At 48.0% G+C, this 23164-nt stretch carries 22 protein-coding genes, 1 tRNA gene and 2 pseudogenes; 20 read left to right on the forward strand and 5 right to left on the reverse strand.

Annotated features, from left to right (window positions below; translation table 11 throughout):
• Positions 1 to 75: 75 nt before the first annotated feature.
• The 7 genes from CXB77_RS08395 (at position 76) to CXB77_RS08425 (ending at position 6460) form a co-directional block, all read left to right on the forward strand.
• Positions 76 to 151, forward strand: a tRNA-Thr gene (locus CXB77_RS08395).
• Between the two features lie 82 nt (positions 152 to 233).
• Positions 234 to 728 carry a thermonuclease family protein gene (locus CXB77_RS08400; protein ID WP_105072729.1) on the forward strand — a complete coding sequence of 165 codons (495 nt, stop codon included), beginning with the start codon at positions 234 to 236 and terminating at the stop codon, positions 726 to 728.
• A 4-nt stretch (positions 729 to 732) separates the two neighbouring features.
• Positions 733 to 1224, forward strand: coding sequence for a tRNA adenosine(34) deaminase TadA (gene tadA, locus CXB77_RS08405; RefSeq protein WP_105072730.1), 492 nt, complete (start codon positions 733 to 735; stop codon positions 1222 to 1224).
• Positions 1221 to 1745 carry a TRAP transporter small permease subunit gene (locus CXB77_RS08410; RefSeq protein WP_105072731.1) on the forward strand — a complete coding sequence of 175 codons (525 nt, stop codon included), beginning with the start codon at positions 1221 to 1223 and terminating at the stop codon, positions 1743 to 1745. The genes tadA and CXB77_RS08410 overlap by 4 nt, the downstream gene beginning before the upstream one ends.
• Position 1746: 1 nt before the next feature.
• The gene (locus tag CXB77_RS08415; protein WP_105073542.1) at positions 1747 to 3198 is read left to right on the forward strand and encodes a TRAP transporter large permease; all 1452 of its coding nucleotides are present in this window, start codon (positions 1747 to 1749) and stop codon (positions 3196 to 3198) included.
• 348 nt (positions 3199 to 3546) lie between these two features.
• On the forward strand, positions 3547 to 4758 hold the full coding sequence (locus tag CXB77_RS08420; protein WP_172452602.1) for an O-antigen ligase family protein: 1212 nt from the start codon (positions 3547 to 3549) through the stop codon (positions 4756 to 4758).
• A gap of 31 nt (positions 4759 to 4789) precedes the next feature.
• A complete protein-coding gene (locus tag CXB77_RS08425) occupies positions 4790 to 6460 on the forward strand; it encodes a DNA methyltransferase (protein WP_105073544.1) in 1671 nt (556 codons plus the stop codon).
• Positions 6461 to 6512: 52 nt separating this feature from the next.
• Here CXB77_RS08425 and CXB77_RS08430 read toward each other — a convergent pair whose 3' ends face one another.
• From CXB77_RS08430 to CXB77_RS08450, 5 genes and pseudogenes are all read right to left on the reverse strand, one after another.
• Entirely contained in the window at positions 6513 to 7241 is a 729-nt protein-coding gene (locus CXB77_RS08430) for a DUF2202 domain-containing protein (RefSeq protein WP_105073545.1), read from the reverse strand.
• A gap of 187 nt (positions 7242 to 7428) precedes the next feature.
• Complete coding sequence (locus CXB77_RS08435; protein ID WP_105072734.1) at positions 7429 to 8025, reverse strand: YceI family protein; 597 nt, start codon at positions 8023 to 8025, stop codon at positions 7429 to 7431.
• Positions 8026 to 8094: 69 nt separating this feature from the next.
• Positions 8095 to 9348, reverse strand: a complete 1254-nt coding sequence (locus CXB77_RS08440) for a hypothetical protein (RefSeq protein ID WP_242445570.1) — start codon at positions 9346 to 9348, stop codon at positions 8095 to 8097.
• Between the two features lie 271 nt (positions 9349 to 9619).
• Entirely contained in the window at positions 9620 to 10324 is a 705-nt protein-coding gene (locus CXB77_RS08445) for an OmpA/MotB family protein (protein ID WP_105073547.1), read from the reverse strand.
• Between the two features lies 1 nt (position 10325).
• A pseudogene (locus CXB77_RS08450) lies at positions 10326 to 11419 on the reverse strand (hypothetical protein).
• A 279-nt stretch (positions 11420 to 11698) separates the two neighbouring features.
• On the opposite strand from CXB77_RS08450, the gene gpmI reads away from it, so the two are divergent.
• The 13 genes and pseudogenes from gpmI (at position 11699) to CXB77_RS08510 (ending at position 23148) form a co-directional block, all read left to right on the forward strand.
• Positions 11699 to 13246, forward strand: a complete 1548-nt coding sequence (gene gpmI / locus CXB77_RS08455) for a 2,3-bisphosphoglycerate-independent phosphoglycerate mutase (protein ID WP_105074004.1) — start codon at positions 11699 to 11701, stop codon at positions 13244 to 13246.
• 4 nt (positions 13247 to 13250) lie between these two features.
• Positions 13251 to 14118 (forward strand): annotated as a pseudogene (locus tag CXB77_RS08460) (thymidylate synthase).
• Positions 14119 to 14264: 146 nt separating this feature from the next.
• On the forward strand, positions 14265 to 14825 hold the full coding sequence (locus CXB77_RS08465; RefSeq protein ID WP_105073548.1) for a tetratricopeptide repeat protein: 561 nt from the start codon (positions 14265 to 14267) through the stop codon (positions 14823 to 14825).
• Positions 14809 to 14973 (forward strand): hypothetical protein, encoded by a 165-nt coding sequence (locus CXB77_RS19680; protein ID WP_172452603.1) that lies wholly within the window; start codon positions 14809 to 14811, stop codon positions 14971 to 14973. The genes CXB77_RS08465 and CXB77_RS19680 overlap by 17 nt, the downstream gene beginning before the upstream one ends.
• Positions 14974 to 15105: 132 nt before the next feature.
• The gene (locus CXB77_RS08470) at positions 15106 to 15648 is read left to right on the forward strand and encodes a hypothetical protein (RefSeq protein ID WP_146108775.1); all 543 of its coding nucleotides are present in this window, start codon (positions 15106 to 15108) and stop codon (positions 15646 to 15648) included.
• On the forward strand, positions 15645 to 16094 hold the full coding sequence (locus CXB77_RS08475; protein WP_105073550.1) for a hypothetical protein: 450 nt from the start codon (positions 15645 to 15647) through the stop codon (positions 16092 to 16094). The genes CXB77_RS08470 and CXB77_RS08475 overlap by 4 nt, the downstream gene beginning before the upstream one ends.
• Before the next feature lie 19 nt (positions 16095 to 16113).
• On the forward strand, positions 16114 to 16887 hold the full coding sequence (gene rfbF / locus CXB77_RS08480) for a glucose-1-phosphate cytidylyltransferase (RefSeq protein WP_105073551.1): 774 nt from the start codon (positions 16114 to 16116) through the stop codon (positions 16885 to 16887).
• Positions 16884 to 17951 carry a CDP-glucose 4,6-dehydratase gene (rfbG, locus tag CXB77_RS08485; protein ID WP_105073552.1) on the forward strand — a complete coding sequence of 356 codons (1068 nt, stop codon included), beginning with the start codon at positions 16884 to 16886 and terminating at the stop codon, positions 17949 to 17951. The genes rfbF and rfbG overlap by 4 nt, the downstream gene beginning before the upstream one ends.
• Positions 17945 to 18511 (forward strand): dTDP-4-dehydrorhamnose 3,5-epimerase, encoded by a 567-nt coding sequence (rfbC, locus tag CXB77_RS08490; RefSeq protein WP_105073553.1) that lies wholly within the window; start codon positions 17945 to 17947, stop codon positions 18509 to 18511. Before rfbG ends, rfbC begins: the two co-directional genes overlap by 7 nt.
• A 12-nt stretch (positions 18512 to 18523) precedes the next feature.
• Positions 18524 to 19357, forward strand: coding sequence for an NAD-dependent epimerase/dehydratase family protein (locus CXB77_RS08495; RefSeq protein ID WP_105073554.1), 834 nt, complete (start codon positions 18524 to 18526; stop codon positions 19355 to 19357).
• Positions 19345 to 20106, forward strand: coding sequence for a cephalosporin hydroxylase family protein (locus tag CXB77_RS08500; RefSeq protein ID WP_105073555.1), 762 nt, complete (start codon positions 19345 to 19347; stop codon positions 20104 to 20106). The genes CXB77_RS08495 and CXB77_RS08500 overlap by 13 nt, the downstream gene beginning before the upstream one ends.
• An 11-nt stretch (positions 20107 to 20117) precedes the next feature.
• The gene (locus tag CXB77_RS08505; RefSeq protein WP_105073556.1) at positions 20118 to 20861 is read left to right on the forward strand and encodes a TylF/MycF/NovP-related O-methyltransferase; all 744 of its coding nucleotides are present in this window, start codon (positions 20118 to 20120) and stop codon (positions 20859 to 20861) included.
• 43 nt (positions 20862 to 20904) lie between these two features.
• Positions 20905 to 23148 (forward strand): tetratricopeptide repeat protein, encoded by a 2244-nt coding sequence (locus tag CXB77_RS08510; RefSeq protein WP_105073557.1) that lies wholly within the window; start codon positions 20905 to 20907, stop codon positions 23146 to 23148.
• Positions 23149 to 23164: the final 16 nt, after the last annotated feature.

Consider the following 23164-nt stretch of genomic DNA (forward strand, 5'->3'; position numbering starts at 1 on the left):
GGCAGAGGCAGCGCAGTGCGCAGCAACGATCACTTGAGGATAACGCCAACAACCTTTACAATTCCGCGCTTATTCGCCGATGTAGCTCAGTTGGTAGAGCAACGCATTCGTAATGCGTAGGTCTGGGGTTCGAATCCCCATCTCGGCTCCAACATGAAAAGGCGGTTATGGTTGTTACCATAACCGCCTTTTTTTCGTCTCGTATTTCTCTCACCAACGCAGGTCATGTCTCCATGTCACGCAAAACATTACTTATTTTTTTAAGTTTATTCGTTTGCAGTACGGTCGCGTATTGGAACAACAGCGCTTCCCAGCGCCAGCGATGCCAACTCGAAAAGGTGGTCGATGGCGACACGCTGCGCGTGAACTGTCGCGGAAAATCAATCAGCGTTCGTCTGCATTGCATTGATGCACCTGAAAAAAGCCAAACACCGTGGGGCGCACGTTCCACTGCGGCGCTGCGGCGGCTCGCGCCATCACAGTTGGAACTCGACATCACCGATACCGACCGTTACGGACGCACCGTCGCGGATGTGTACATGGGCGGCGCCGATCATCGAATGCTCAATTTAGAACAAGTGAGAAGCGGCAACGCTGCCGTTTATGCCCGTTATTGCGACGATGATCGCTTTGTGCGTGCCGAACGTGAGGCGAAATTGGCGCGGCGCGGCATCTGGAGTCGCGCTGGCGACCAACAAACGCCGTGGTCATATCGGCATCAGCGTTAATGCCATGACCGACGCAGACTGGATGAAATTGGCGCTGGCGCTCGCCGAACGCGCCGCGAATCTCGGCGAAGTGCCGGTTGGCGCAGTGCTGGTGCGCAACGATGAGCTCATCGGCGAGGGCTGGAATTGCCCGATTGCGCATCACGACGCCAGCGCCCACGCCGAAATTCAGGCGCTGCGCGATGCTGGGCAGCGCGTCAGCAATTATCGCCTGCCGAATACGCGGCTTTACGTCACCTTAGAACCGTGCGTCATGTGCGCTGGCGCGATGATTCACGCCAGAATTGACACCGTTATTTTTGGCGCATTTGATCCGAAAGCTGGCGCTTGCGGCAGCGTATTTAATCTATTGCCATCTGATGCGCGTTTTAATCATCGTACTGCCTGTTATGGCGGTATTCTTACTATTGAATGCGCGGAAATGCTGCGCCAGTTTTTTCGAGCACGGCGTCTGCGTTCTCATCAACCAATGTATTCGGAATCAATTGCACCATGAACCGCTTATTACAGTTCGCGCATTTCATTGATTTATGCAACCGCCAAATAGGTCGCGCCAGCGTTTGGCTCATTCTCGGCGCAGTGCTTCTCAGCGCACTTGCTGCAACATTGCGTTATCTTTTCGATTGGGGCTCAAACGCGATGATTGAAGCGCAGTGGTTTTTATTTGGACTGGTGTTTTTATTATGCGCACCGTGGACGCTGCAAGAACAAGGACATGTTCGCGTTGATATTATTTATACCCGCTTATCAACCCGCTGGCGAGCAATCGTTGACATCGTTGGCGGACTGCTTTTTTTATTACCAGTGTGCATTTTAATTTCAGTGAACGCTTGGGATTATTTTCTGTTGTCATTTCAGCAAAATGAATCTTCAATGAATCCCGGCGGATTACTCTGGTGGCCAATGAAACTCGCCATTCCCATTGCCTTTAGCCTGCTCGCAGCGCAGGGCGTTGCAGAAATCATTAAAGCGGTTGCCGTATTACGCAATCAGTCTGCTTCAAAACACGGAGATTGAAATGGAAACTTGGGTCATTGCAAATCTTGCCCCGATGATGTTTACCGCATTGGTGCTGTTTTTACTCATTGGTTATCCAGTCGCTTTTTCATTGGCAGCAGTCGGAATACTCTTCGGATGGATCGGCATTGAATTTGGCTTATTAACACCAGCACTATTGCAAGCATTACCCGATCGTGTATTCGGCATCATGCGCAACGAAATTCTATTAGCCATTCCTTTTTTTACGTTTATGGGCTTGATTTTAGAACGCAGCGGAATGGCAGAAGAATTACTCGACACTGTGGGGCAAATGTTCGGCAGTATTCGCGGCGGTTTAGCGTATGCCGTGATTATTGTTGGCGCATTGCTGGCAGCAACTACCGGCGTCGTTGCGGCATCAGTCATCGCAATGGGTTTAATTTCATTGCCAATTATGTTGCGCTACGGCTATCACGCACCGTTTGCAACCGGCGTTATTACCGCCAGCGGCACGCTCGCGCAAATCATTCCACCATCATTAGTATTAATTGTGATGGCCGACGTATTGGGGCGCTCAGTCGGTGCGATGTATCAGGGCGCATTATTGCCCGGATTGCTGTTAACTGCGTGTTATTTAATTTATGTTTTTGGCGTGACGGTATGGCGACCAAATCACGCACCAGCATTGCCATTAGCAGCACGAACGCTGCATGGTTGGGCGCTGGCAGTGCGCGTATTAATTGCGTTAATACCGCCGTTAGCCCTGATTTTTCTCGTATTAGGAACAATTTTCATTGGCTGGGCAACACCAACTGAAGGCGGCGCAATGGGTGCAGTGGGTGCATTGTTATTAGCGATCATTAAACGACGACTCAATTTAGAAGTTTTAATTCAATCATTGACGGCGACTGCAAAAATCACCAGCTTTGTCGTGTTTATTTTAATTGGATCAAGTGTGTTTAGTCTGACTTTTCGCGGGATTAACGGCGATTTATGGGTTGAGCAATTATTGACTGGCTTGCCGGGTGGTGCGCTGGGTTTTTTAATTGTCGTGAATCTGTTGGTTTTTGTGCTTGCATTCTTTCTCGATTTCTTTGAGATTGCATTTATTATTCTGCCACTGCTCGCGCCCGTTGCCGCTAAATTGGGCATTGATTTAGTGTGGTTTGGCGTGTTATTGGGTGTGAATATGCAAACCAGTTTCATGCACCCACCATTTGGATTTGCACTATTTTATTTGCGCTCAGTTGCACCGCCGCAGGTGCGTACTGTAGATATTTATTGGGGCGCAGTGCCTTTCCTCGTCATTCAAATCATCATGGTTATTCTCATCATTACTTTTCCGCAAATCGTGAGTTGGGGTTTAGATGCTTCAACCACAATGACTACACCAGTTGAAATCACCGTGCCGGAGCAAAGCGGATCAACGTTATTGAATAGCGATGATTTTGGCAATTTGTTTAGTCCGCCAGAACAACCAACACAGCAGTAATGTGCAATGAAGAAAAATAAATTGGCTAGAAACGCATCGCCAAAACGTGATGCGTTAACAACATTTCAACCGTTAAGCGGCAAGGTTAATCAACAATTACCAAATGCGTTTGCAGTGCTGCCACTGTTAATTGCAATGGGGATTGTGCCGCTGATTGTCTTGTTAAAAGTGATTCCAATTCCGCCGGATTACCAACAATTTTGGATCACGGAATACGTTTTCGATTTCTTTTCATATTATAAAGCGCAAATAATCATTTTTTGCGCAGGGTTTATTTTAGTCAATGCGTTAATAATAAATCATTTGGGTCAATTACCGCGCCGACAGTTCAGACTTAAAATTCCGCTCATGATTTACGCAATGATGATCGTGTTCAGCACACTATTTTCTGCGCATCATCCAATTGCATTTAGCGGTTTTTTTGAACGTTATGAAGGTATGTGGGTTTTGCTATCCTATTTGATTTTAATGCTCGGAGCCTATCTTTTTATCAGCACACTAAAACAACTGTGGTTAATTCTCGGAGTATGGTTAGCAGCACTCTGTATTATTTCTATCATTGGCTTATTCCAATTCATTGGCGTTGACATTTTTCAAACCACTGCGGGGCGGTTTTTAATTTTGCCCAGCCAATACCAGAGTATTGCAAATAGTTTAGATTTTAATTTTCCAAAGTATTGGATTTACGCAACGCTCTATAATCCCAATAATGTCGCCAGCATGATGGCGCTTGCTTTGCCAATGACTGCCGTCTGTTTTTTTCTTTCTCAATCGAAAATTCGCCGCATTGGATTTGGTGTATTAACAGGATTATTTGCGCTGGTGCTGGCAGGCACTCATGCGCGAGGCGGATGGATTGCTGTCATTTGTGCTGCGCTTTTATTGTTTGGCGTTTTCATGCGGCATGACTTATTGCGCTATTGGAAATGGTTGAGCGCATTGAGTTTGGTTGCAGTGATAGCGTTTGCAGTGCTGATTTTCTGGGGAGTGCAGCGGGCAAATACTGTCACCTTAGATCAACATCATGCTGATTATTCAATACAAGTTGCGCCAGAACATTTGAGTGAACGCCTCATTCGTCATTATGGAACGCTGGGATCGGGAAGGCTGTATATTTGGATTAGATCACTGCAAATGGCGAGAGAAACTGTTTTATTGGGACGCGGACCAGATACCTTTGCGCTGTATTTTCCAAATCAGGATAGCTATAAACGCTTTTTTAATCAGCCAGAGGCTTTTGTTGATAAGCCTCACAATCTGTATATTCAAACATGGTTAAATCTCGGTGGTTTGGCAACCTGCGCATTTTTGGCAATGATTATTTTACACGCAGTGCGCACTTTTCAGTTATTAACTAAGGCGCAGCCAAGCGGTGAATTTTATATGTTATCATCTGGACTGTATGCAGGTTGGTTTGCCTATCTTGTTGCAGCGATGTTTTATGATAGCGTGGTATCAGTTGCGCCTGCATTTTGGATTATTTTCGGTTTGAGTTTGGCAGTTAATCATCAATTAGACAGCGCGATCAAGTCAGAGAATCCCGCTGCACTTTCCATCTAACAATGTATTCACCATTAACCGGGCATTAAATATGAATAACGAACTCTATTATGGCGATAATCTGGAAGTGCTGCGCAACAAGATTGAAAAAAACAGCATTGATTTGTGTTATATCGATCCGCCGTTTAATTCTAAACGCAATTATTTCCAGATTTATACCAATGTCGGTAAGGAAGATCAGGCGCAAGCACAGGCATTTATTGATACTTGGACGTGGAACATGCTGGCAGAACAAGCCTTGCGTGAAATTAGCTGCAATGAAAATGGGCGCTATACCACGCAAACGGTTGATTTAATGAAAGGGCTTCATGCGGTATTGGGCACTGGCGGTTTGCTGTCTTATTTACTCAGCATGACGCAGCGGGTGAATGAAATTCAGCGCGTATTGAAACCGACCGGCAGCTTTTATTTACACTGCGATCCCACTGCATCGCATTATTTGAAATTGATTTTAGATAGCGTGTTTTGTCCGCGTGGTGGGGATTATGTGAATGAAATTAGTTGGAGAAGAACAAATACGAAGAACGACTACAAACAGGGTGCGCAAAATTGGGGTAGAGTTAGAGATGTTATTTTTACCTATACTAAAAACGCGAATTTGAAAAGAACTTTTAACCAACAATTTACCAAATATAGTGATGACTATTTAGAGAAATTTTATAAACACCAAGATGTAGATGGAAGACGATATACGCTTAGTGATCTTGCTGCTCCTGGTGCTGGGAGTCGTGGACATCCAAGTTATGAATTTATGGGAGTCACTAGATTCTGGCGATATAACAAGGAAAAAATGGAGCTGCTGTTACAAGAGGGAAGAATCATTCAGAGCAAACACGGAGCTGTGCCTAGATATAAACGCTACTTGGATGAAATGAGTGGTGTATCTATTTGTGATGACTGGGGCGATATACCTTCAATTCAAGCTCAATCTAAAGAACGCCTCGGTTATCCCACGCAAAAACCAGAAGCATTATTAGAGCGCATTATTCAAGCCAGCAGCAATGAAGGCGATGTGATTTTAGATGCTTATTGCGGTTGCGGCACGACCGTTGCCGTTGCGCAGCGATTAAAACGCCAATGGATTGGTATTGATATTACTTACCAAAGCATTGCCGTTATTCTTAAACGAATGACAGAAAAGTTTGGCGCTGAAATCGCAGATGCAATCACGTTATCTGGTATTCCGAAAGATATGGCATCGGCGCAGGCGTTGGCACTCAAAAAAGATGATCGACTGCGCAAAGAATTCGAGAAGTGGGCGGTGTTGACCTATACCAATAATCAGGCAGCGATCAATGAAAAGAAGGGCGCAGATAAAGGAATTGACGGCGTTGCTTATATTATCACTGGAAATCATAGCAGTGAAAAAGTCGTGTTTCAGGTGAAATCAGGCAAGGTGGGGCGTGGTGATATTGCTAAATTGAGAGGCGATCAAGCGCGAGAACAGGCAGTGATGGCATTTTTAATTACGCTCAATGATCCAACCAAAGATATGCTTGATGAAGCATTAGCGGCTGGCATTTATCATTATCCATTGCTACGTCGTGATTATCCCTGTATTCAAATTGTCACCATCCGCGATATGCTTGAACAAAAACAGTTGTTTGATTTTCCGCATAAGCACGATGTTTTGAAAACATCAGATTTGGTCATTGAAGATACGCAAAAAGAATTATCGTTAGATGAAAGCGACGAGGAATAAAAAACGCTGGCGGTTTATTAACCGCCAGCGTGATTATTTCATTCGTTCTGCATTAACGCCGCGAGCCATTTGCTCCATGAGCGCCAGCACCTGTGCCATTACCCGCGCCAGCTCCATCGCGTGGACCGCCGCGTTCCATCGGTGCGCTGACAATCTCATCCACTGCGTCCTGCGTCAGGTGTTGCGCGACGTAAGCATCGCCACCTTGCCGTTCAATTTCTGCCACAAAAGCGCGAAGATGATTGCGTGAGCCGCGCAGCAAATGACCGTAAACCTGTTGTAAATCAACGTTTTCAGTCGCAGCAATCGCCTCTTCCAGATCAGCAATATCTACTTCTTCAATCAACGCGCCGACGTTTAGCGCCGCCAATAACGTCGCTTCGCCCTTCACCGTCAAATCGTTATAAAGCTGTTGCAGCGCAGTATTCGCAAACACGCCGTTGACGGTCGGATCAGAAATATCGGCCACGCCGTAACGATCCATTTGCAGTTTGATCGCGTCCATATGTTGTTGTTCTGATTGCGCAATTCCGGCAAACGGCGGTGCATTCCACAGCGTATCAAATTGCAAATACACATCACGCGCCACCCGCTCTTCTTCACGCATAAACACCAGCGTTGCGCTTTCGTCTGCGCTCAATGTCGTGGTGACGGGCTGAACTGTGGGCTGAACCGGCGGCGTGGTTGGCGCAGCGCCGCGTCCGTTGCCAGCAAATGCGGCAGGCGTAGCGGTCAACAGAGCGGTCAGCGCGATCGGCAGTAAACGGGATGCAGTGGACATGACGATTTCCTCGTTGATGAATGAACACAGGGTTGTTGCTCATTCAGTTGCACGAGTGATGCCAAGTTTTTAATGCAGTTAAATCAAGTGGTTGGTTCAAAAACGCGGCGGGCAGTTCGACAACAGCGGTTGCGGTTCGACAAAACTGTCGAAATTGGCGGCTGAACGCACCAGCCGCCAAACCGATTTATTGCGGCGCTGGCGCATCCGCCACCAGCGTGATGACAAAAGTGACTGGCACTGCCGAACTGATGGCGCTTAAACCGGCTAATTGACGCAGCTTTTCAACGCCTTCGGTCATTCCAAACTTGGCGGCATCGACAATCAGCGGCTTCACATTCGCCACCATCACCGTTTGCGCATTCACTCGCGCCACTTGCAGCGCCAGCGTCAACGGCTGCGCCAGCCCGTGCAGCAGCAGCGTTCCTTCCGCATTGATTGACGCGATGCTGCCGACCGCCAAATTTGCCAGTTGCTGCGGATCAATCTGCGCCCGCAACACCGCTTCCTGATAATTGGTCGTTTCAAATAAAAACTGGCGCATCCGCTCATTGCGAATAGGAATCAGCGTTTCGACGCTATCGAGCGCCAGCCGCATCGTCACCTGACCAGCGTCAGTCACGCGCCCTTCGATTTTGCCGAACGTGTTGATTTCCGCCACGTTATTGGCTTTGATCGACACAAAATTGAGCTGAGACCGCGCTGGGTCAAGCGTCCAATCCGCGTGAGCGGCTGGCGCGAGCAGGAATCCAAATAATAAACAAGGCAGTAATGGATGACGCATCGAAAGCTCCAGAAAGATAAATGGTTGAGCAGAGAAACTGGTCGCAAAAATTCCAGAAACAAGCGCGAATTACGGCGTCGGTCGAAACAGCCGTGCTGCGTTAATCCGTTCGTCGATCAATTGAATCATTTTTTGATAAACCACATTGTTTTGATTGCCGAAATTCGCAGCAAATGCTTGTTGATCCATTCCTTCCGGCAAACCGTCAATTACCGGCATGAAATCATCTTCGGTCAAGCCAGCCGCGATGCGCTGTTGCACTTGACGCGCACTGTCTGGCGATGCCGTCGCCCGCTGCGCCAGCCGAATGCCTGCACGATTGGCGGACATATCCGCAAAACTAAAACCGCTGCCGCCGTTGGCATCGGACATTTCTTTATACCAACCAATCATTCCCGAAAAGGTATCGCCGCCCTGCGTGACCAACGCAGCCGAAGTCATAAAATGTTGGCCGAGGTCTTGACGCTGGCGCAGCAGCACTGGATGCGCGTAGGGCAAGCGCGTTGCTTTGGTGTCGGCGGGATCGCGGATCGGATGACCGTTGACATAGGCAGCGAGCACGAGAATCACCGCTCGATTTTCGGCGACGGGATCGGCGCTGTCGGGTTGTTCGGCAGCTTTGGTAAACAACAGTTTTAATAAATCAGCGAGTTGCACTGGACGCCCGCGTCGCAGCGTCACCAGCGCGGCGCTCAAATCTCGTTGATAACGCAGCAGCGTTGGCAATGCTGCATCGGCCACAAAACCACTGCCGATGCGTTCCAACAAATCCGGTCGCCACAGATAATTCACGGCTAATTGATCGTGCTGCAAACTAACATGTTGAATAGATTGGGTGCTTTCGATCGCAGCGAGGGCGCGATCCGCCAACATTTGCACCAAGGCGCTCGGCATCGGCAGACCGGCAAGTCGCGCATTATCAATCTTCGGCAGTGCGCCGTTTTCCACCAAATCAAACGCAAGATTGACGAAACTGTCATTTGGGTCCCACGGCAGCGCCAGCGAAATCGTGACCTGCGCCCGTTGCGGTTCCAATTGAACCGCCACGCGCCCACGATCCTGCACAAATTGCGTGAGCAATGTATTGGCAATCAAATTGGTTTGGCGTTCCGACAGATTAAAACTGACTGCGTCGCCGATGCGTTTACGCCGGGGCGGATTATTCGCCAACCATTGTTTCACCCACGCACGTTCGGCTGGCGTCACGGTTTGATCTTGATTGATGAGCGGTTCGTGATCGAGCAGCATCATGCTTCCGACCGTTAACACCGCGATAATCGTCAAAACCACTAACCAACTAAAAGTCGAAATCACACGACGCATGGAACACATACCGGAGTTGAAAAAATAGCGGGCGCTAACATTAGCGAATCGTGTGGATATTAAACCGCAATGAGACCGGAAGATTTCATCGAAATTAGGCGTGACGCAGTTGGCACGAATTTTCCCCCTTAGCAAAAGGGGGGCAGGGGGGATTTAAAGATTTAAGTCTTTGGCATCGAAGATAAATCCCCCTAGCCCCCTTTTTCAAAGGGGGGAATTTTGTAGCACTTGGGAACCAATAAATGCTCAACCGCGTCACTCCTACATTTGTTCATCTCACCTGAATCGGCTCCAACAGCCGCGCTTCAAAATCGGTTAACACGCTGAATTCCACCCGCCGCGATGCGCCAGAAATTTCTCGTCCCGCTGCATCTCGAATCGGACGCGATGAGGACAATCCCACTGCGGCGATCCGCTGCCGAAACCATTGTTCTGATTGCAAATCGGGCAAGTTGTAAGCAAAACGCAACACCGCTTGGGTGCGCTGCTGGCTCAATTCCATGTTGGCGAAATATGCCTCCATCGCGCTGCTTTCCGGTCGCCATTCGCTCGACGTGTGTCCTTCGATCCGAATTTCTCGAATCACGGCTTGAAACGGACGCAATTGCGCGACGTAACGCGGCAGAAAATCCCGCAAAATCGCATCAAACTCCGGCTTAATCCGCGCCGAATTGCGATCAAACAGCACATCCGGTTCCCGAAACCGCAGCGTCAAGGTCGCTTGATCGAACTCGGCATTCCACCGCCGCAAATCCGCCTGAAATTCGGTATCCAATGCGCGATAAATGGCTTGCCGTGCCTCAACCGCAGTCATCCGCACATTTGTTTCAACCACATGATTTTTGTTGACTTGCAGCATGTGCAGCAGCGCGAGAAAGAGAAAAATCATCATCAGCGACGACATCAAATCCGACAGCGCGATCCAGTGAAATTCATCGTCTGCGCCAGCGGTGTTCAGGCGACTGTTGGCGTTCATGTCAGCGTCCTACCACTGCAAATTCAGGATGATGCGACTGCCGAGTGCCAACCTGTTGCGTCACACGCTGCTGGGTACTCAACGCGGAAAGCACTGCATTTTCAATGCTATCGAGCATCGTTTTCAGTCGCTGATCAATCGCCGGAAACGCATCTTTCGCCTTGCCGCGCAATTCCGCGATGCTGCCAAGTAATGCTTCCAATTCAATGCTTTCGCGCCGCAAACCGACCATCGTTTTATTTTGATCTTCGATGTAGCGCGAAATCTGCCGCGCCTGCTCGGTCAACGCCTGCAAACTGGCTTCCGACTGCGCTACGCCGTTGATTGCGTGGTCAATTTGCTGCGTGAGCGTTTCCATGTGCTGACGATATTGATCTTGCCAGCGCACTAATTTTTCCACTGAAACATCCAGTCGCCGAAGTTTTCGCCAAACTGCGCCCCCAAATTGGTATTGAAATCGCGGATCACGGATTCCAATGCCACAATCAATTGCCGCGAACCCATTTCACCCAATTGCGTAGCGAACTGTTGAAACGCCGCAAGCTGTTGATGATGTTGCTGTTCCAGCGTTTGAATTAAGCGATTATCCAATTGCGCAATTTGCGTGACCAATTGGCGCGTCGCGGTCAATTGTGCATCCGCCATGAGCGCCTGATGCTGCAACAACATCGTGGGCGTGACATCGTGCGGCAGCGTGTCGCCGTTGAGTGCAGTCGCCGCTGGCGCAGATGCCGTTCCCGCTTCTGGCCCCAGCACCAGCGCCAGCCGCAGAATAACCGCCAATAAAATGCCAGTAATGCTGGTGATGAATGCCAGTTTGAGCCCGTCAAGCAGCAGCGGAATGCTCGCCTCGATATTGCCGACATCGAAATGCAGCAAGCCGGTCGAGATGCCTAAAAAAGTGCCGAGAATGCCGAACGTGGTCAACAGCGTCGGAACGCTGCGATAAAAGGTCTCGGCGCGGCGCAGCGTGATTAGAATTAACGCGCTGATAAATAAACCGAAAAGCAGAATAGTGAACGTGCCGATGACCAGCATCGCGTCGTTCAAACTGCCGAGAGTGGCGAGTAAACCGTTGGCAATGGATTCGAGCATGGCAATGTTCCGCTGCGTGACATCAGAATGCCCGTAATGAAGCGAGGGCGTTGGTTGCAGTAAAAGCAGAATCTACGCCATGCCGAGATTTAATCACGTAAACAAACATTTAGACTGCATCTTGAACCAGCAAACGCTGCTACTGTCAAAATTATGACGCTGCGTGATTGCGCCAGCCTGCGCTCACAGTACGCCGAACACGCGGCGCAACATTTGCGAAATAGTATGATGTCGCCAAATTCAGACGAAGCAAATCGTCATCAATACCACGAGCTTTTTATGACCAATTCCATGCCCAACCTCCCGCGCCGCCCAGTGCTTCTCGTCATTCTGGACGGTTTCGGTCTCAATCCCGCCAAAGCCAATAACGCCGTCGATCTTGCCCACACGCCGACACTTGATCGCTATTTCGCCACGCATCCGCACACGGCGATTCAAGCCGCTGGGCTGGCGGTTGGATTGCCGGACGGTCAAATGGGCAATTCCGAAGTCGGGCACATGTCGCTCGGTTCCGGCTGCATCGTGCGGCAGGATTTGGTGCTGATTGATGAAGCGATTCGGGACGGCAGCTTTTTTACCAATCCGGTGCTGGTCGCTGCTGCCCAAGCTGCGGCAGCCGCGCAGCGTCCGATTCATTTGATGGGTTTGGTGTCCGACGGCGGAGTGCACAGCCACGTCACGCATTTGGTCGCGTTGATTCAACTGTGCCAGCAGCAGGGCGCACGACCGTTGGTGCACCTGTTCGCTGACGGACGCGACACGCCGCCGCGCTCGGTGCTCGGTTATTTGGACGCAGTGGAAACCGCGCTGGCGCAGGCTGGCGGACAAATTGCGACTGTTTCCGGGCGCTATTACGCGATGGATCGGGACAACCGCTGGGAGCGCACCGAATTGGCATGGCGGGCGCTGGTGGACGGCGAAGGTCGCCGCGCTGCCACAGCTCGCGCCGCGATTGAAGCGGCCTATGCTGCGGGAGAAGATGATGAATTTATCCGCCCGACCGTGATTGATGGCGCGGCGCAGATTCAAAACGGCGATCACGTCATTCACCTCAATTTCCGCAAAGATCGTCCGCGCCAGCTCGTTGCGCCATTATTTCAACCGAATTTCAATCACTTCGACCGACGCGGCGTGACCGCCGTCAACGTCACCTGCATGATGGAATATGACGCGACCTTTGGGCTGCCGTTTGCGTTCGATCACGATATGCCGAAAACCACGCTCGGCGCGATTTTGAGCGACGCGGGGCTGGCGCAACTCCACTGCGCGGAAACCGAGAAATACGCGCACGTCACCTTTTTCTTCAACGGCGGACGCAGCGAGCCATTCTCCGGCGAAGAGCGAGTGCTGATTCCGTCGCCCAAGGTCGCAACCTACGATTTGCAGCCAGAAATGAGTGCGCCAGCGGTCGCTGATGCGGTGATTGCGGCGCTCCACGAACAGCGGTTTCCGTTCATCGTCGTCAATTTTGCGAACGGCGACATGGTCGGACATACGGCAGTGCGCGAAGCAGTGATTGCGGCAGTGGAAGCGTTAGATCGTGAAGTCGGGCGCGTGTTGGATGCAGCGGTGGACTGCGGTTATTCGGTGATTTTGACGGCCGATCACGGCAATTGCGACGAGATGGTTGATCCGATCACCGGCGACCCGCACACCCAGCACACGCTGTATCCCGTGCCCTGTCTGATTATTGACGGAACGCCGTGGCGCTTGGCGATTGGCGGCGAGTTGAAAGATGTCGCGCCGACGGTGCTGGCGCTGATGGGCTTGCCGATTCCGCCACAAATGGACGGACGCTCGCTGCTGCTCGGCGCGGCGGTAAGTTGACGCCATGCAGGTTTATCTCGATTTGCTGCGCGAAGTGCTTGACCACGGCAACGACCGGGGCGACCGTACTGGCGTCGGCACGCGCTCGGTGTTTGGTCGGCAGATTTGGCCTTGATTTACAAGATTTTCCGCTGCGACCACCACCAAACGGGTACACGCCAAAGGGCTGATTCACGAACTGCTGTGGTTTCTGGCGGGCGCGACCGATAATCGGCTGCTGCAGGCACAGATGTGCACATCTGGGACAACTGGGCAACGGATGACGGCGCACTTGGCCCGATTTATGGCGCACAGTGGCGAGCTGGCGCAGTCCCGATGGGCGCGTGATTGATCAAATTGCGGAATTATCGCCACATTCGCGCCGCCCAATCGCGGCGGCTGGTGGTGTCGGCATGGAATCCGGCGGATTTACCGGATGAAACCATCAGTCCGCAGGACAACGCCCGCGCTGGGCGCATGGCGCTCGCGCCCTGCCATTGCCTGTTTCAGTTTTATGTGAATGCAGGAAAACTATCGTGTCAGTTGTATCAGCGCAGTGCCGATCTGTTTATCGGAGTACCGTTCAATATCGCCAGCTACGCGCTATTGACACATTTAATTGCGGCGCAGTGTGATTTGAAGGTCGCGAATTCGTGCACACGTTTGGCGATCTGCATCTGTATCAAAACCATCTGACGGATGAAATCGTGTTGGCGCAATTGGCGCGAACACCGCGTCCATTACCGCAATTACATTTGCGGCGTCGCCCAGCCAATGTATTTGAATACGCGTTTGAGGACATCGAAATCATTGATTACGACCCGCATCCGGTCATTCGTGCGCCGCTGGCGGTTAAGGATTCAGGTTTGGAATTGGGCAACCATTGGCGTTAGGCTTGAAACCAATTCCGCTGCTGCCCGATCAATATCCAATTTAATAGAGAGAGCCATTCCGTGAGCGATTCGCAACGACTGTTTGAGCAGGCTATTGAGCATCAAAACGCTGGGCGTGATGAAGCAGCGAATGGTTATATCGCGCTGTGGTGGCGCTCGATCCGCAACATGCTGAGGCAAATCATCGGCTTGGAGTGCTGGAATGCCAATCCGGTCAAACCGATCCGGGGCTGGCGCATTTGCACACAGCGGTGGATTGCGCCCCAGCATCGGTGGAGTTTCGGCTGGCGCTGGCGAATGCGCTGTTGCAAGCGCAGCGTCCACTGGATGCGCAGGCGGTGCTGGACGCCGCGCCAGTGACATTGCCGAACACGCCAGCGGTGACGGCATTGCGCCAGCAACTCACGCATTCTCAATCCAAATCAACCTGTTGCTGTCAGCCACGATCCGCTCAACGGCAAGCTAGAACAGGCGCTGAAGGAAGTGGGCGACACGCTGCTGGTCACGATTGCCGAGACGTGCGCGTGTGTGTGCCGGCCGATATTCATGCGCAAACGACTTACGTGCTGTTGGAGCAGGGCGATTGGTACGACGCCGAAATGACCTTTGTGCGCCAATTCATTCAGCCCGGCATGGTCGCAGTGGATTTGCGCCCAGCACGGCGCGTATGCCCTGACGCTGGCGAAACGGTTGAATGGCAATGGTAAAATCATCGCGCTGGAACCGGTACAACGTAACGCCGGATTGCTGGCGCAGAGCGTTATTGAAAATGAATTGAGCGACGTGATGACGGTGCTGCCAATCGGCTGGCGGTCACAGCGGACGCGCAGAAATCAGTATTCGCGCTGCGCGTAAACCCAACAGTTTGCAGGGCGATCGCAGCACCGAAGCGGCAACATTGCTCACACTCGATGATTTATTGAAAGATTCGCGCTGGCCAATGACTGCGCCAATTGATTTTCTGCGATCAATGCGGGCGGTCTGGAATTGGACGTATTGCAAAGTGGAGAAATCTTTTTTAAGACCCATGCGCCATTGGTGATGTTGCGTGTGAATGAAACGACATTGTCGCCGCAATTACGCGCTGCTGTGAATAAATTGAATTGGCAGTTTTATCGTTTAGTTCCGGGAATCAATGCGCTTGCGTCAATAGACCCAGATCAACCGCTAGATGCACATCAACGCAATGTTTTTATTTGCAGTAATGCCTGCGCGACAACTCTGCAACAGCGCAATTTGTTAATTGATAACACACAATTAACACCGCTGCCTGCGCTTTCACCTTATGAAATGCTGTGGCCATTAAGTTTGGCGGATTATCATTATGCACAACCGCTGTTGATTGGCTGGCAAATTGCCGATCATTCTAAAGATGAACGCTGGCAAGATTATCAAGCAGCTTTAGATTGTTATCTATTATCGCAGGATCAAAAGCTGCCATTAACTGTGCGTTATCAGCGGTTGCTTGAGAGCTTACGCCGGTTCCATGATCTTATTGAAGCAGGTGATGGACACTTGCAACGAAAATGAGTTTTATTCGCATTCTATTCGATCTTGGCGAACGACAATCTGCGGTGTATCAAATTGAAGAATTGGTGCAGAAAATGACGTGGTTATTAGAACCACTGCATGAAGATTTGCGCATTCAGATTAGCCGTCCATTTTTACCATTGACACATGATTTCGATCAACGTCCGGTGCAGGGTGATATTGGAACTTGGGTGCAAGCCGCAGTGATTGAGGCGTTGGAAACCAAACGTTCGCCATCGTCTTATTTCCACAACGATTTATATTTACTCAAAAAAATATTATCGAATCTGAATCACGGCGCAGCAATGGAACGCCGCGAACGGTTATTGAATCTGCGTTTAGGAATGCCAAAACGCGCTGCATCAACGACCGCTCCAATTGGACGGCGGCGGCAGAAAATTGATCCGAATGCGGCGGCGTGGGAACAGCTCGAAAATAACTCTTAAATCATTGCGGGCAACGTCAATGAAAGCAGTCATTCTGGCAGGTGGTTTGGGAACGCGCATTTCAGAGGAATCGCATTTGCGCCCCAAGCCGATGGTGGAAATTGGCGGAATGCCGATGATCTGGCATATTATGAAACTCTATTCGCATTATGATGTGAATGAGTTTGTCATTTGTTGCGGATATAAAGGCTATGTGATTAAAGAATACTTCGCCAATTATTTTCTGCACATGTCAGATGTGACCTTTGATGTCGCAAATAATCAAATGGAAGTGCATCAGCGTAAAGCGGAACCTTGGAAGGTGACGTTAGTGAATACTGGCGCGGATACCATGACTGGCGGAAGATTAAAACGCATTGCGAATTATGTGCAGAATGAAGAAGCGTTTTGTTTCACCTATGGCGATGGAGTGAGTGATGTTGATATTGGTGCGCTCATTGCTTTTCATCGGGCGCATGGGCGATTAGCTACCGTCACCGCAGTGCAAGCGCCGGGACGTTATGGCGCAATTGAACAAACTGGAAATGAAGTGACCGGCTTTATTGAAAAACCGCGCGGTGATGGCGGTTTAATTAACGGTGGTTTTTTCGTATTATCGCCGCAGTGTCTTGATTTAATTGACGGCGATGAAAGCAGTTGGGAAGGCGAACCACTTGCGCGTTTAACGGCAATGCGGCAATTGATGGCATTCGATCATTTTGGATTTTGGCTACCGATGGATACGTTGCGCGATAAAAATCAGCTTGAAGAACTGTGGTCTTCTGGGCAAGCACCGTGGAAACGTTGGCAATGAACCCAGAATTTTGGCGCGGCAAACGGGTTTTTATCACTGGACACACCGGTTTTAAGGGCGGCTGGCTGGCGTTGTGGTTGACGGAATTGGGCGCGACCGTATGCGGCTATGCGCTTGATCCGCCAACGAATCCGAACTTTTTTACCCTCACTCGACTTGCCGAACGGTTGTCGCAGCAGCAAATTCGAGACGTGCGCGATGCGTCGGCATTAAAACAGGCGTTGATCGCTGCTGCGCCAGACCTTGTGTTTCATCTCGCCGCCCAGCCGCTGGTGCGCGAGGCGTATCGCCTGCCAGTTGACACGTTCGCCACCAATGTGATGGGCACGGTGAATCTGTTAGAAGCGGTGCGCCACAGCGCCAGCATTCGCGCTGTTGTAATCGTAACTTCCGATAAATGTTACCAAAATCAAGATTGGCTCTGGCCGTATCGGGAAACTGATCGACTCAGCGGTCACGATCCCTACGCCAGCAGCAAAGCCTGTGCCGAATTAGTCACTGCTGCGTATCGTCACAGTTTTTTGGCTGCAGCCGAAATTGCCGTCGCTAGCGTCCGCGCTGGCAATGTGATTGGCGGCGGTGATTGGGCTGCAGATCGGCTCATTCCAGATTTTTTGCGAGCACTCGATGCTGGAGAAATACTGAACATTCGTTCGCCCAACGCGATTCGTCCATGGCAGCATGTCCTTGATCCGCTTGCAGGTTATCTGCAATTAGCCGAGCGTCTTCACGATGTAGCAGGTACGGTTTACGCCGAGGCGTGGAATTTCGGTCCCGCGGAAACGGACGCACGCAGCGTGGCTTGGGTGATGGAACGGTTGTGTGCCAAATGTCCCGAAGCCCGTTGGCGCTGCGATCTTGCGTCGCAGCCCCACGAAACCGCGATTTTGAAAGTGGATAGCGCCAAAGCCCGAATGCGCTTGGGCTGGCAACCGCGCTGGGATTTGAATGAGGCGTTGGATCGCACCTTGTCATGGCATCGGGCGTGGCGACAAGATATTGATATGCAACAGTTTTCGCTGGCGCAAATTGTTGCGCATCACATGGTTGATGCTTTATGTTAACAACTGCATCGCGTTTTCATTGCCAATCAACGCTAATTGCTGGCGTTGTAGTGATTGAACGGCGACCAATTCACGACCAACGCGGTTTTTTTGAGCGCGTATTCTGCGCCAATGAATTAACAGAATTCACGCATGGCAAACCGATTGTGCAAATCAATCACACGTTTACAAAACAATGCGGTGCAATTAGAGGATTACATTTTCAGTATCCGCCAGCGGCAGAAATTAAATTTGTAACCTGTGTACGTGGTGAATTATTTGATGTTGCAGTGGATATTCGCGCCGATTCACCGACTTTTTTACAGTGGCACGGCGAGCATTTAACTGCTGATAATTACAAAATGCTGGTCATTCCAGAAGGTTTTGCACATGGATTTCAGGCACTCAGTGATGATTGTGAATTGCTGTATATGAATACGGCATATTACACACCCGAACTAGAATCTGGATTTAACCCAACCGACAAAGCATTCGAGATTCGTTGGCCACAGACAATTACCGATTTATCGCCCCGCGATGCCGTTCACGCCCCACTCGATTCTCAATTTCTAGGAATTTAGTTGTAACTAAACATGACTATGCCACTAATTACAGTATTAGGCGGTCACGGTTTTATCGGAAGCCATTTACTGCAATTTCTAAAACAACAAGGACTTTCTTATTGCGCACCAGATCGAAATGATGCAACAGTTTTTACCCAACCGTTAGGTCACGTTATTTATTGTATTGGATTAACGGCAGATTTTAGAACTCGACCATTAGATACCGTAGAAGCACATATTTGTTTACTTCAACGATTCATTGAAAAAGCTGATTTTGAATCATTCACTTATCTTTCGAGTACCCGCGTTTATGCTGGCGTTGAGAACACACAAGAAGAACAGAATTTATTGGTTAATCCCAATAACGCGAGCGATTTGTATAATTTGTCAAAGCTCATGGGCGAATCCCTATGTTTGCACTGTGGTCGCCCGAATATGAAAATAGCTCGATTATCCAATATCGTTGGTGTTTGTAACGAACCCACTAACTTTTTAACGCAACTATTAGAAGAAGGTTATAAAAATGGCAATTTGCTACTACACACTTCTCTCGATTCAGAAAAAGACTATCTTGGAATTGATGACACGATACAGCTATTAACAAAAATTACGCTTTCACAAACGACTGGCATTTTTAATATCGCAAGTGGTGTCAACACAAAAACTGCTGAAATTGCGAATTTTTTAGCACAAAAATTGGGCTTTAAAATTACTGTAATTGAGAATGTGCCAACTTGGAGTTTTTCCGTTATTGATATTCATAAAATTAAGACTGAATTTCAATTTAATCCCCGACAACTCAATGACTACTTTCCAGATTTTTTGGATTCTTATCATCACCAGAGAAATCAATGCCATATTTAGAAACCACTCCAGATGCTGAAGCGGGTTATTTAGTAGAAAAAAAGACACGTATTGCTGCTTTTGCGCAAGATGAAGCATTTCGCGCCCTGTCGAACGCATGGCGCATTGAAGCCTTAAAAAAGAAATACATGAATAACTATTCATGGCTTGGGCGACCAATTATTCAACTGCCAACGGATATTGTTGCAATTCAAGAAATTATTTGGGCAGTTAAACCCGATCTTGTCATTGAAACTGGCATTGCGCATGGTGGTTCGCTGATTTTATCCGCATCAATACTTGAATTATTAGGTCATGGAAAAGTGATAGGTGTCGATATTGATATACGATCACACAATCGTCACGCAATAGAAAATCATCATCTCGCACATCGTATTCAAATTATTGAAGGCTCAAGTGTTGATCCTGATATTGTTGCAAAAGTTCATTCTGAGGCAAAAGATGCTGCGAAAATCGTTGTTTTATTAGATTCTAATCATACTCATGAACATGTGTTCGCTGAACTGAATGCTTATGCCAATCTTGTAAGTGTGAATAGCTACTGTGTCGTCTTTGACACCTTTATAGAAGATATGCCAGACGATTATATTTGGAATGAACGTCCATGGGGTAAAGGTAATAACCCAAAAACTGCTGTTTGGGAATGGATTAAACATCACCCAGAATTTGCAGTTGATCACTCAATTGAAGATCGACTGTTGGTGACATCAGCGCCAAATGGTTTCTTACAGCGCGTCTCCCAGTTATAGCGATAAAAACAATGAAAAATCTAATTTCAAGTGTCTTTTTTGGTGTTAAAAACCCTGATTTTCTTCAGGGTATTCAGCAAGCAATTAGCAACACTTCTCCTGATGGAATCTATGCAGGAGACAATATTTTTACAATTGGTCGAAATCTTAGTTTTCTTGAAAACGAAGCGTTTGTAAACGCTTGGAAAGCTCACGCTGAAACGAACATTGAACATGCGATTGTTTGGCGAATTTATGTCTTAGCATGGGTCGCAAAAAATGTGTTATCCAGAAAAATACCCGGTGATTTCGTTGAGTGTGCTTGTTACAAAGGTACTTCAGCACGGATCATTTGTGACTATGTTGATTTTGCTCACGTGGATAAAAATTATTATTTATATGATCTTTTTGAACATGATGATTCTATGGTGCATCACGCGATGCCTGATCATGGAGTAACGTTGTTTGAACGAGTTAAAAAACGTTTTGAGAGTTTTTCAAATGTCATTGTTACTAAAGGATTTGTTCCACAAGTTTTAGATAAAATCTCACCAGAAAGCATTTCGTTTTTGCATATTGATTTGAATAACGCACCGGCTGAAATTGGTGCGTTAGATCGTCTTTTTGATCGACTTTCCACCGGTGGTATCTTGATATTAGATGATTATGGCTGGCGGGCTTATCGAGAACAAAAGCTGGCAGAAGATGTTTGGCTGGCAGCACAGGGATACGAAGTATTAGAGTTACCCACTGGTCAAGGATTAGTGATTAAATAGTGAATAGTGAATAAGTTTGTATCTGCTAATGATAAGGTGTTACATGACTAACATTTCTTTGTTACTTAAAGAAGCAATTACTCATTATCATGCGAATCGCTTGAATGTTGCAGAGAGTCTCTATCGTGCAATTTTAGCCTTGGATCAAGATCACGCTGAAGCACATCATAACTTGGGCATGATTGAAATTAAATTAGAAAAACCTGAATCAGGATTAAAACATTTACAACGAGCTGTTGTTTTAGAGTCTCGCAAAGGTAGCTATTGGCTGTCACTAGCGGAAGAACTACTTGCTGCGAAGCGGATTGATGAAGCGCATGATATTTTAAACCATCTTATACGCATGAAGCTCAATACATCAGCTGTACAACGGTTAAGAAAGCAGATTAGCGAGCAAAAAAAAGGTATTTTTTCTGCAAAAGAAACCGCTTCCATTCAAGAACAAAAAGTAGTTGTTTCATTACTTGAAAAAAGGCAATTTATTGAAGCCGAATCGAAGGCTAGAAAACTTGTGGCACGTTATCCAACTGATGCTTTTGGTTGGAAAGCAACAGGAACGTTGCTTTTTAAGCGTGGTTTGTTTGAAGATTCGTTAAATTTTTTACTAAAAGCTGTTCAGTTAAATCCAAAAGATGCAGAATGTTTGAATAATTTAGGAAATACACTTCAAAACCTTAATCGTCCTAACGAGGCGTTGGATTGTTATAAACGATCATTAGAGATTGGTGCTGATTATGCAGCTGCCTATAATAGTGTTGGCGTAACTTTAGAAAGCATCAATCGAATAGAAGAAGCAATTGATAATTATCGCCGAGCGTTGGCACTTGATCCTAATCTATCGGATGCGTTTAGTAATCTCGGTGTTGCACTCAGAAAAATCCAGCGATTATCAGAAGCACTAGACTGTTTTCAGCGTGCATTAAAGGTTGATCCTGATAATGTTAAGGTATACAACAATATCGGTGCGGTTTTAGAAGAAATAGGGCAATTAGATGAAGCAATTGCTGCTTATGAAAAAGCAATTGTTTTAGATAAAAATTCACATTCACTAAACAGTTATTCAAACCTACTTTTTGCGTTAAATTACCATCCAGACAAACCAGCAGAAGATATTTTTTTAGCTTATCAAAAATACGATAAATATGTACAACAAGATCGTCAAATATTTTGGCAAACGCACAAGAACGATCCAAATCCTAATCGGCGTTTACATATTGGCTATATTTCACCAGATTTTCGTGCTCATTCAACATGTTACTTTTTAGAGCCTTTGTTAGCGTATCACGATCAAGACACCATAGAAGTTACGGCTTATGCAGAACTAAAAGTCGAGGATGAAGTTACAGCACGTTATCGCCAATATGTTGATCACTGGGTAGCAATCAGAGGATTGAGTGAAACAACTTTGGCAGAGCGGATTCGCGCTGACGGTATTGATATTTTAGTTGATTTAGCAGGCCAAACGGCAGATAACCGTTTAACAGTCTTTGCGAGGCGTCCCGCTCCAATTGCAGTGTCTTGGTTAGGATATGGGTATACAACAGGATTAAGCGCAATTGATTATTTTTTAACCGATGAAATCATGGTTCCTATTGGCTGTGAAACGCTTTTCAGCGAGCGACCATGGCGTATTGCCGTTCCCTCAATGGTATATCGACCCAATCCCAAGATGGGTGATATTGATAATTTACCTGCATTGACATGCGGAGCAGTTACTTTTGGCACACTTACGCGTGGTATTCGAATCAATCATCATGTCATTCGCGTATGGGTAAAAATTTTACAGCGATTACCAAATGCACGTTTAATTATTAACAGTGGTGGATTTCAAACAACACCAATACAAAATCAATTTTTAGAATTTTTTACGGCGCACGGAATTGCTTCAGAGCGGATTGATATTGGCTACAATACTCCAGGATGGGATGTGCTACAGAAAATGGATATTAGTTTAGATTGTTTTCCACATAATTCTGGTACAACTTTAATTGAATCCCTTTATATGGGTGTCCCTTTCATTACACTAGCATCTCGTCCAAGTGTTGGTCGAATTGGTAGTACGATTTTGCACGGCGCAGGACATCCTGAATGGATTGCACAGACCGAAGATGAATACATTGAAAAAGCAGTTGCACTTGCCAGCGATTTACCCCGTTTAGCTGTAATTCGTGCCAATTTACGCAGTGAACTAGAAGCGAGCCCATGGCGCGATGAAGTTGGATTTGCAAAGCGAGTTGAACAAGCCTATCGGGAAATGTGGCAGATTTGGTGTGCGAATCCCACTTAACCAAACGGTACTGGTC

Origin of the sequence: Chromatium okenii (assembly GCF_002958735.1) — a bacterium.
Taxonomy (GTDB): Bacteria; Pseudomonadota; Gammaproteobacteria; order Chromatiales; family Chromatiaceae; genus Chromatium; species Chromatium okenii_A.

What these genes read in the sequence shown, in the direction of transcription:
- CXB77_RS08410 (WP_105072731.1), top strand. Translation starts at nt 1,221, where the DNA reads ATGAACCGCTTATTACAGTTCGCGCATTTCATTGATTTATGCAACCGC.
- CXB77_RS08440 (WP_242445570.1), bottom strand. Translation starts at nt 9,348, where the DNA reads ATGCGTCGTGTGATTTCGACTTTTAGTTGGTTAGTGGTTTTGACGATT.
- CXB77_RS08425 (WP_105073544.1), top strand. Translation starts at nt 4,790, where the DNA reads ATGAATAACGAACTCTATTATGGCGATAATCTGGAAGTGCTGCGCAAC.
- rfbF (WP_105073551.1), top strand. Translation starts at nt 16,114, where the DNA reads ATGAAAGCAGTCATTCTGGCAGGTGGTTTGGGAACGCGCATTTCAGAG.
- CXB77_RS08495 (WP_105073554.1), top strand. Translation starts at nt 18,524, where the DNA reads ATGACTATGCCACTAATTACAGTATTAGGCGGTCACGGTTTTATCGGA.
- rfbG (WP_105073552.1), top strand. Translation starts at nt 16,884, where the DNA reads ATGAACCCAGAATTTTGGCGCGGCAAACGGGTTTTTATCACTGGACAC.
- CXB77_RS08510 (WP_105073557.1), top strand. Translation starts at nt 20,905, where the DNA reads ATGACTAACATTTCTTTGTTACTTAAAGAAGCAATTACTCATTATCAT.
- gpmI (WP_105074004.1), top strand. Translation starts at nt 11,699, where the DNA reads ATGACCAATTCCATGCCCAACCTCCCGCGCCGCCCAGTGCTTCTCGTC.
- CXB77_RS08475 (WP_105073550.1), top strand. Translation starts at nt 15,645, where the DNA reads ATGAGTTTTATTCGCATTCTATTCGATCTTGGCGAACGACAATCTGCG.
- CXB77_RS08430 (WP_105073545.1), bottom strand. Translation starts at nt 7,241, where the DNA reads ATGTCCACTGCATCCCGTTTACTGCCGATCGCGCTGACCGCTCTGTTG.
- CXB77_RS08500 (WP_105073555.1), top strand. Translation starts at nt 19,345, where the DNA reads ATGCCATATTTAGAAACCACTCCAGATGCTGAAGCGGGTTATTTAGTA.
- CXB77_RS08415 (WP_105073542.1), top strand. Translation starts at nt 1,747, where the DNA reads ATGGAAACTTGGGTCATTGCAAATCTTGCCCCGATGATGTTTACCGCA.
- CXB77_RS08505 (WP_105073556.1), top strand. Translation starts at nt 20,118, where the DNA reads ATGAAAAATCTAATTTCAAGTGTCTTTTTTGGTGTTAAAAACCCTGAT.
- CXB77_RS08445 (WP_105073547.1), bottom strand. Translation starts at nt 10,324, where the DNA reads ATGAACGCCAACAGTCGCCTGAACACCGCTGGCGCAGACGATGAATTT.
- tadA (WP_105072730.1), top strand. Translation starts at nt 733, where the DNA reads ATGACCGACGCAGACTGGATGAAATTGGCGCTGGCGCTCGCCGAACGC.
- CXB77_RS08435 (WP_105072734.1), bottom strand. Translation starts at nt 8,025, where the DNA reads ATGCGTCATCCATTACTGCCTTGTTTATTATTTGGATTCCTGCTCGCG.
- CXB77_RS08420 (WP_172452602.1), top strand. Translation starts at nt 3,547, where the DNA reads ATGATTTACGCAATGATGATCGTGTTCAGCACACTATTTTCTGCGCAT.
- rfbC (WP_105073553.1), top strand. Translation starts at nt 17,945, where the DNA reads ATGTTAACAACTGCATCGCGTTTTCATTGCCAATCAACGCTAATTGCT.
- CXB77_RS08400 (WP_105072729.1), top strand. Translation starts at nt 234, where the DNA reads ATGTCACGCAAAACATTACTTATTTTTTTAAGTTTATTCGTTTGCAGT.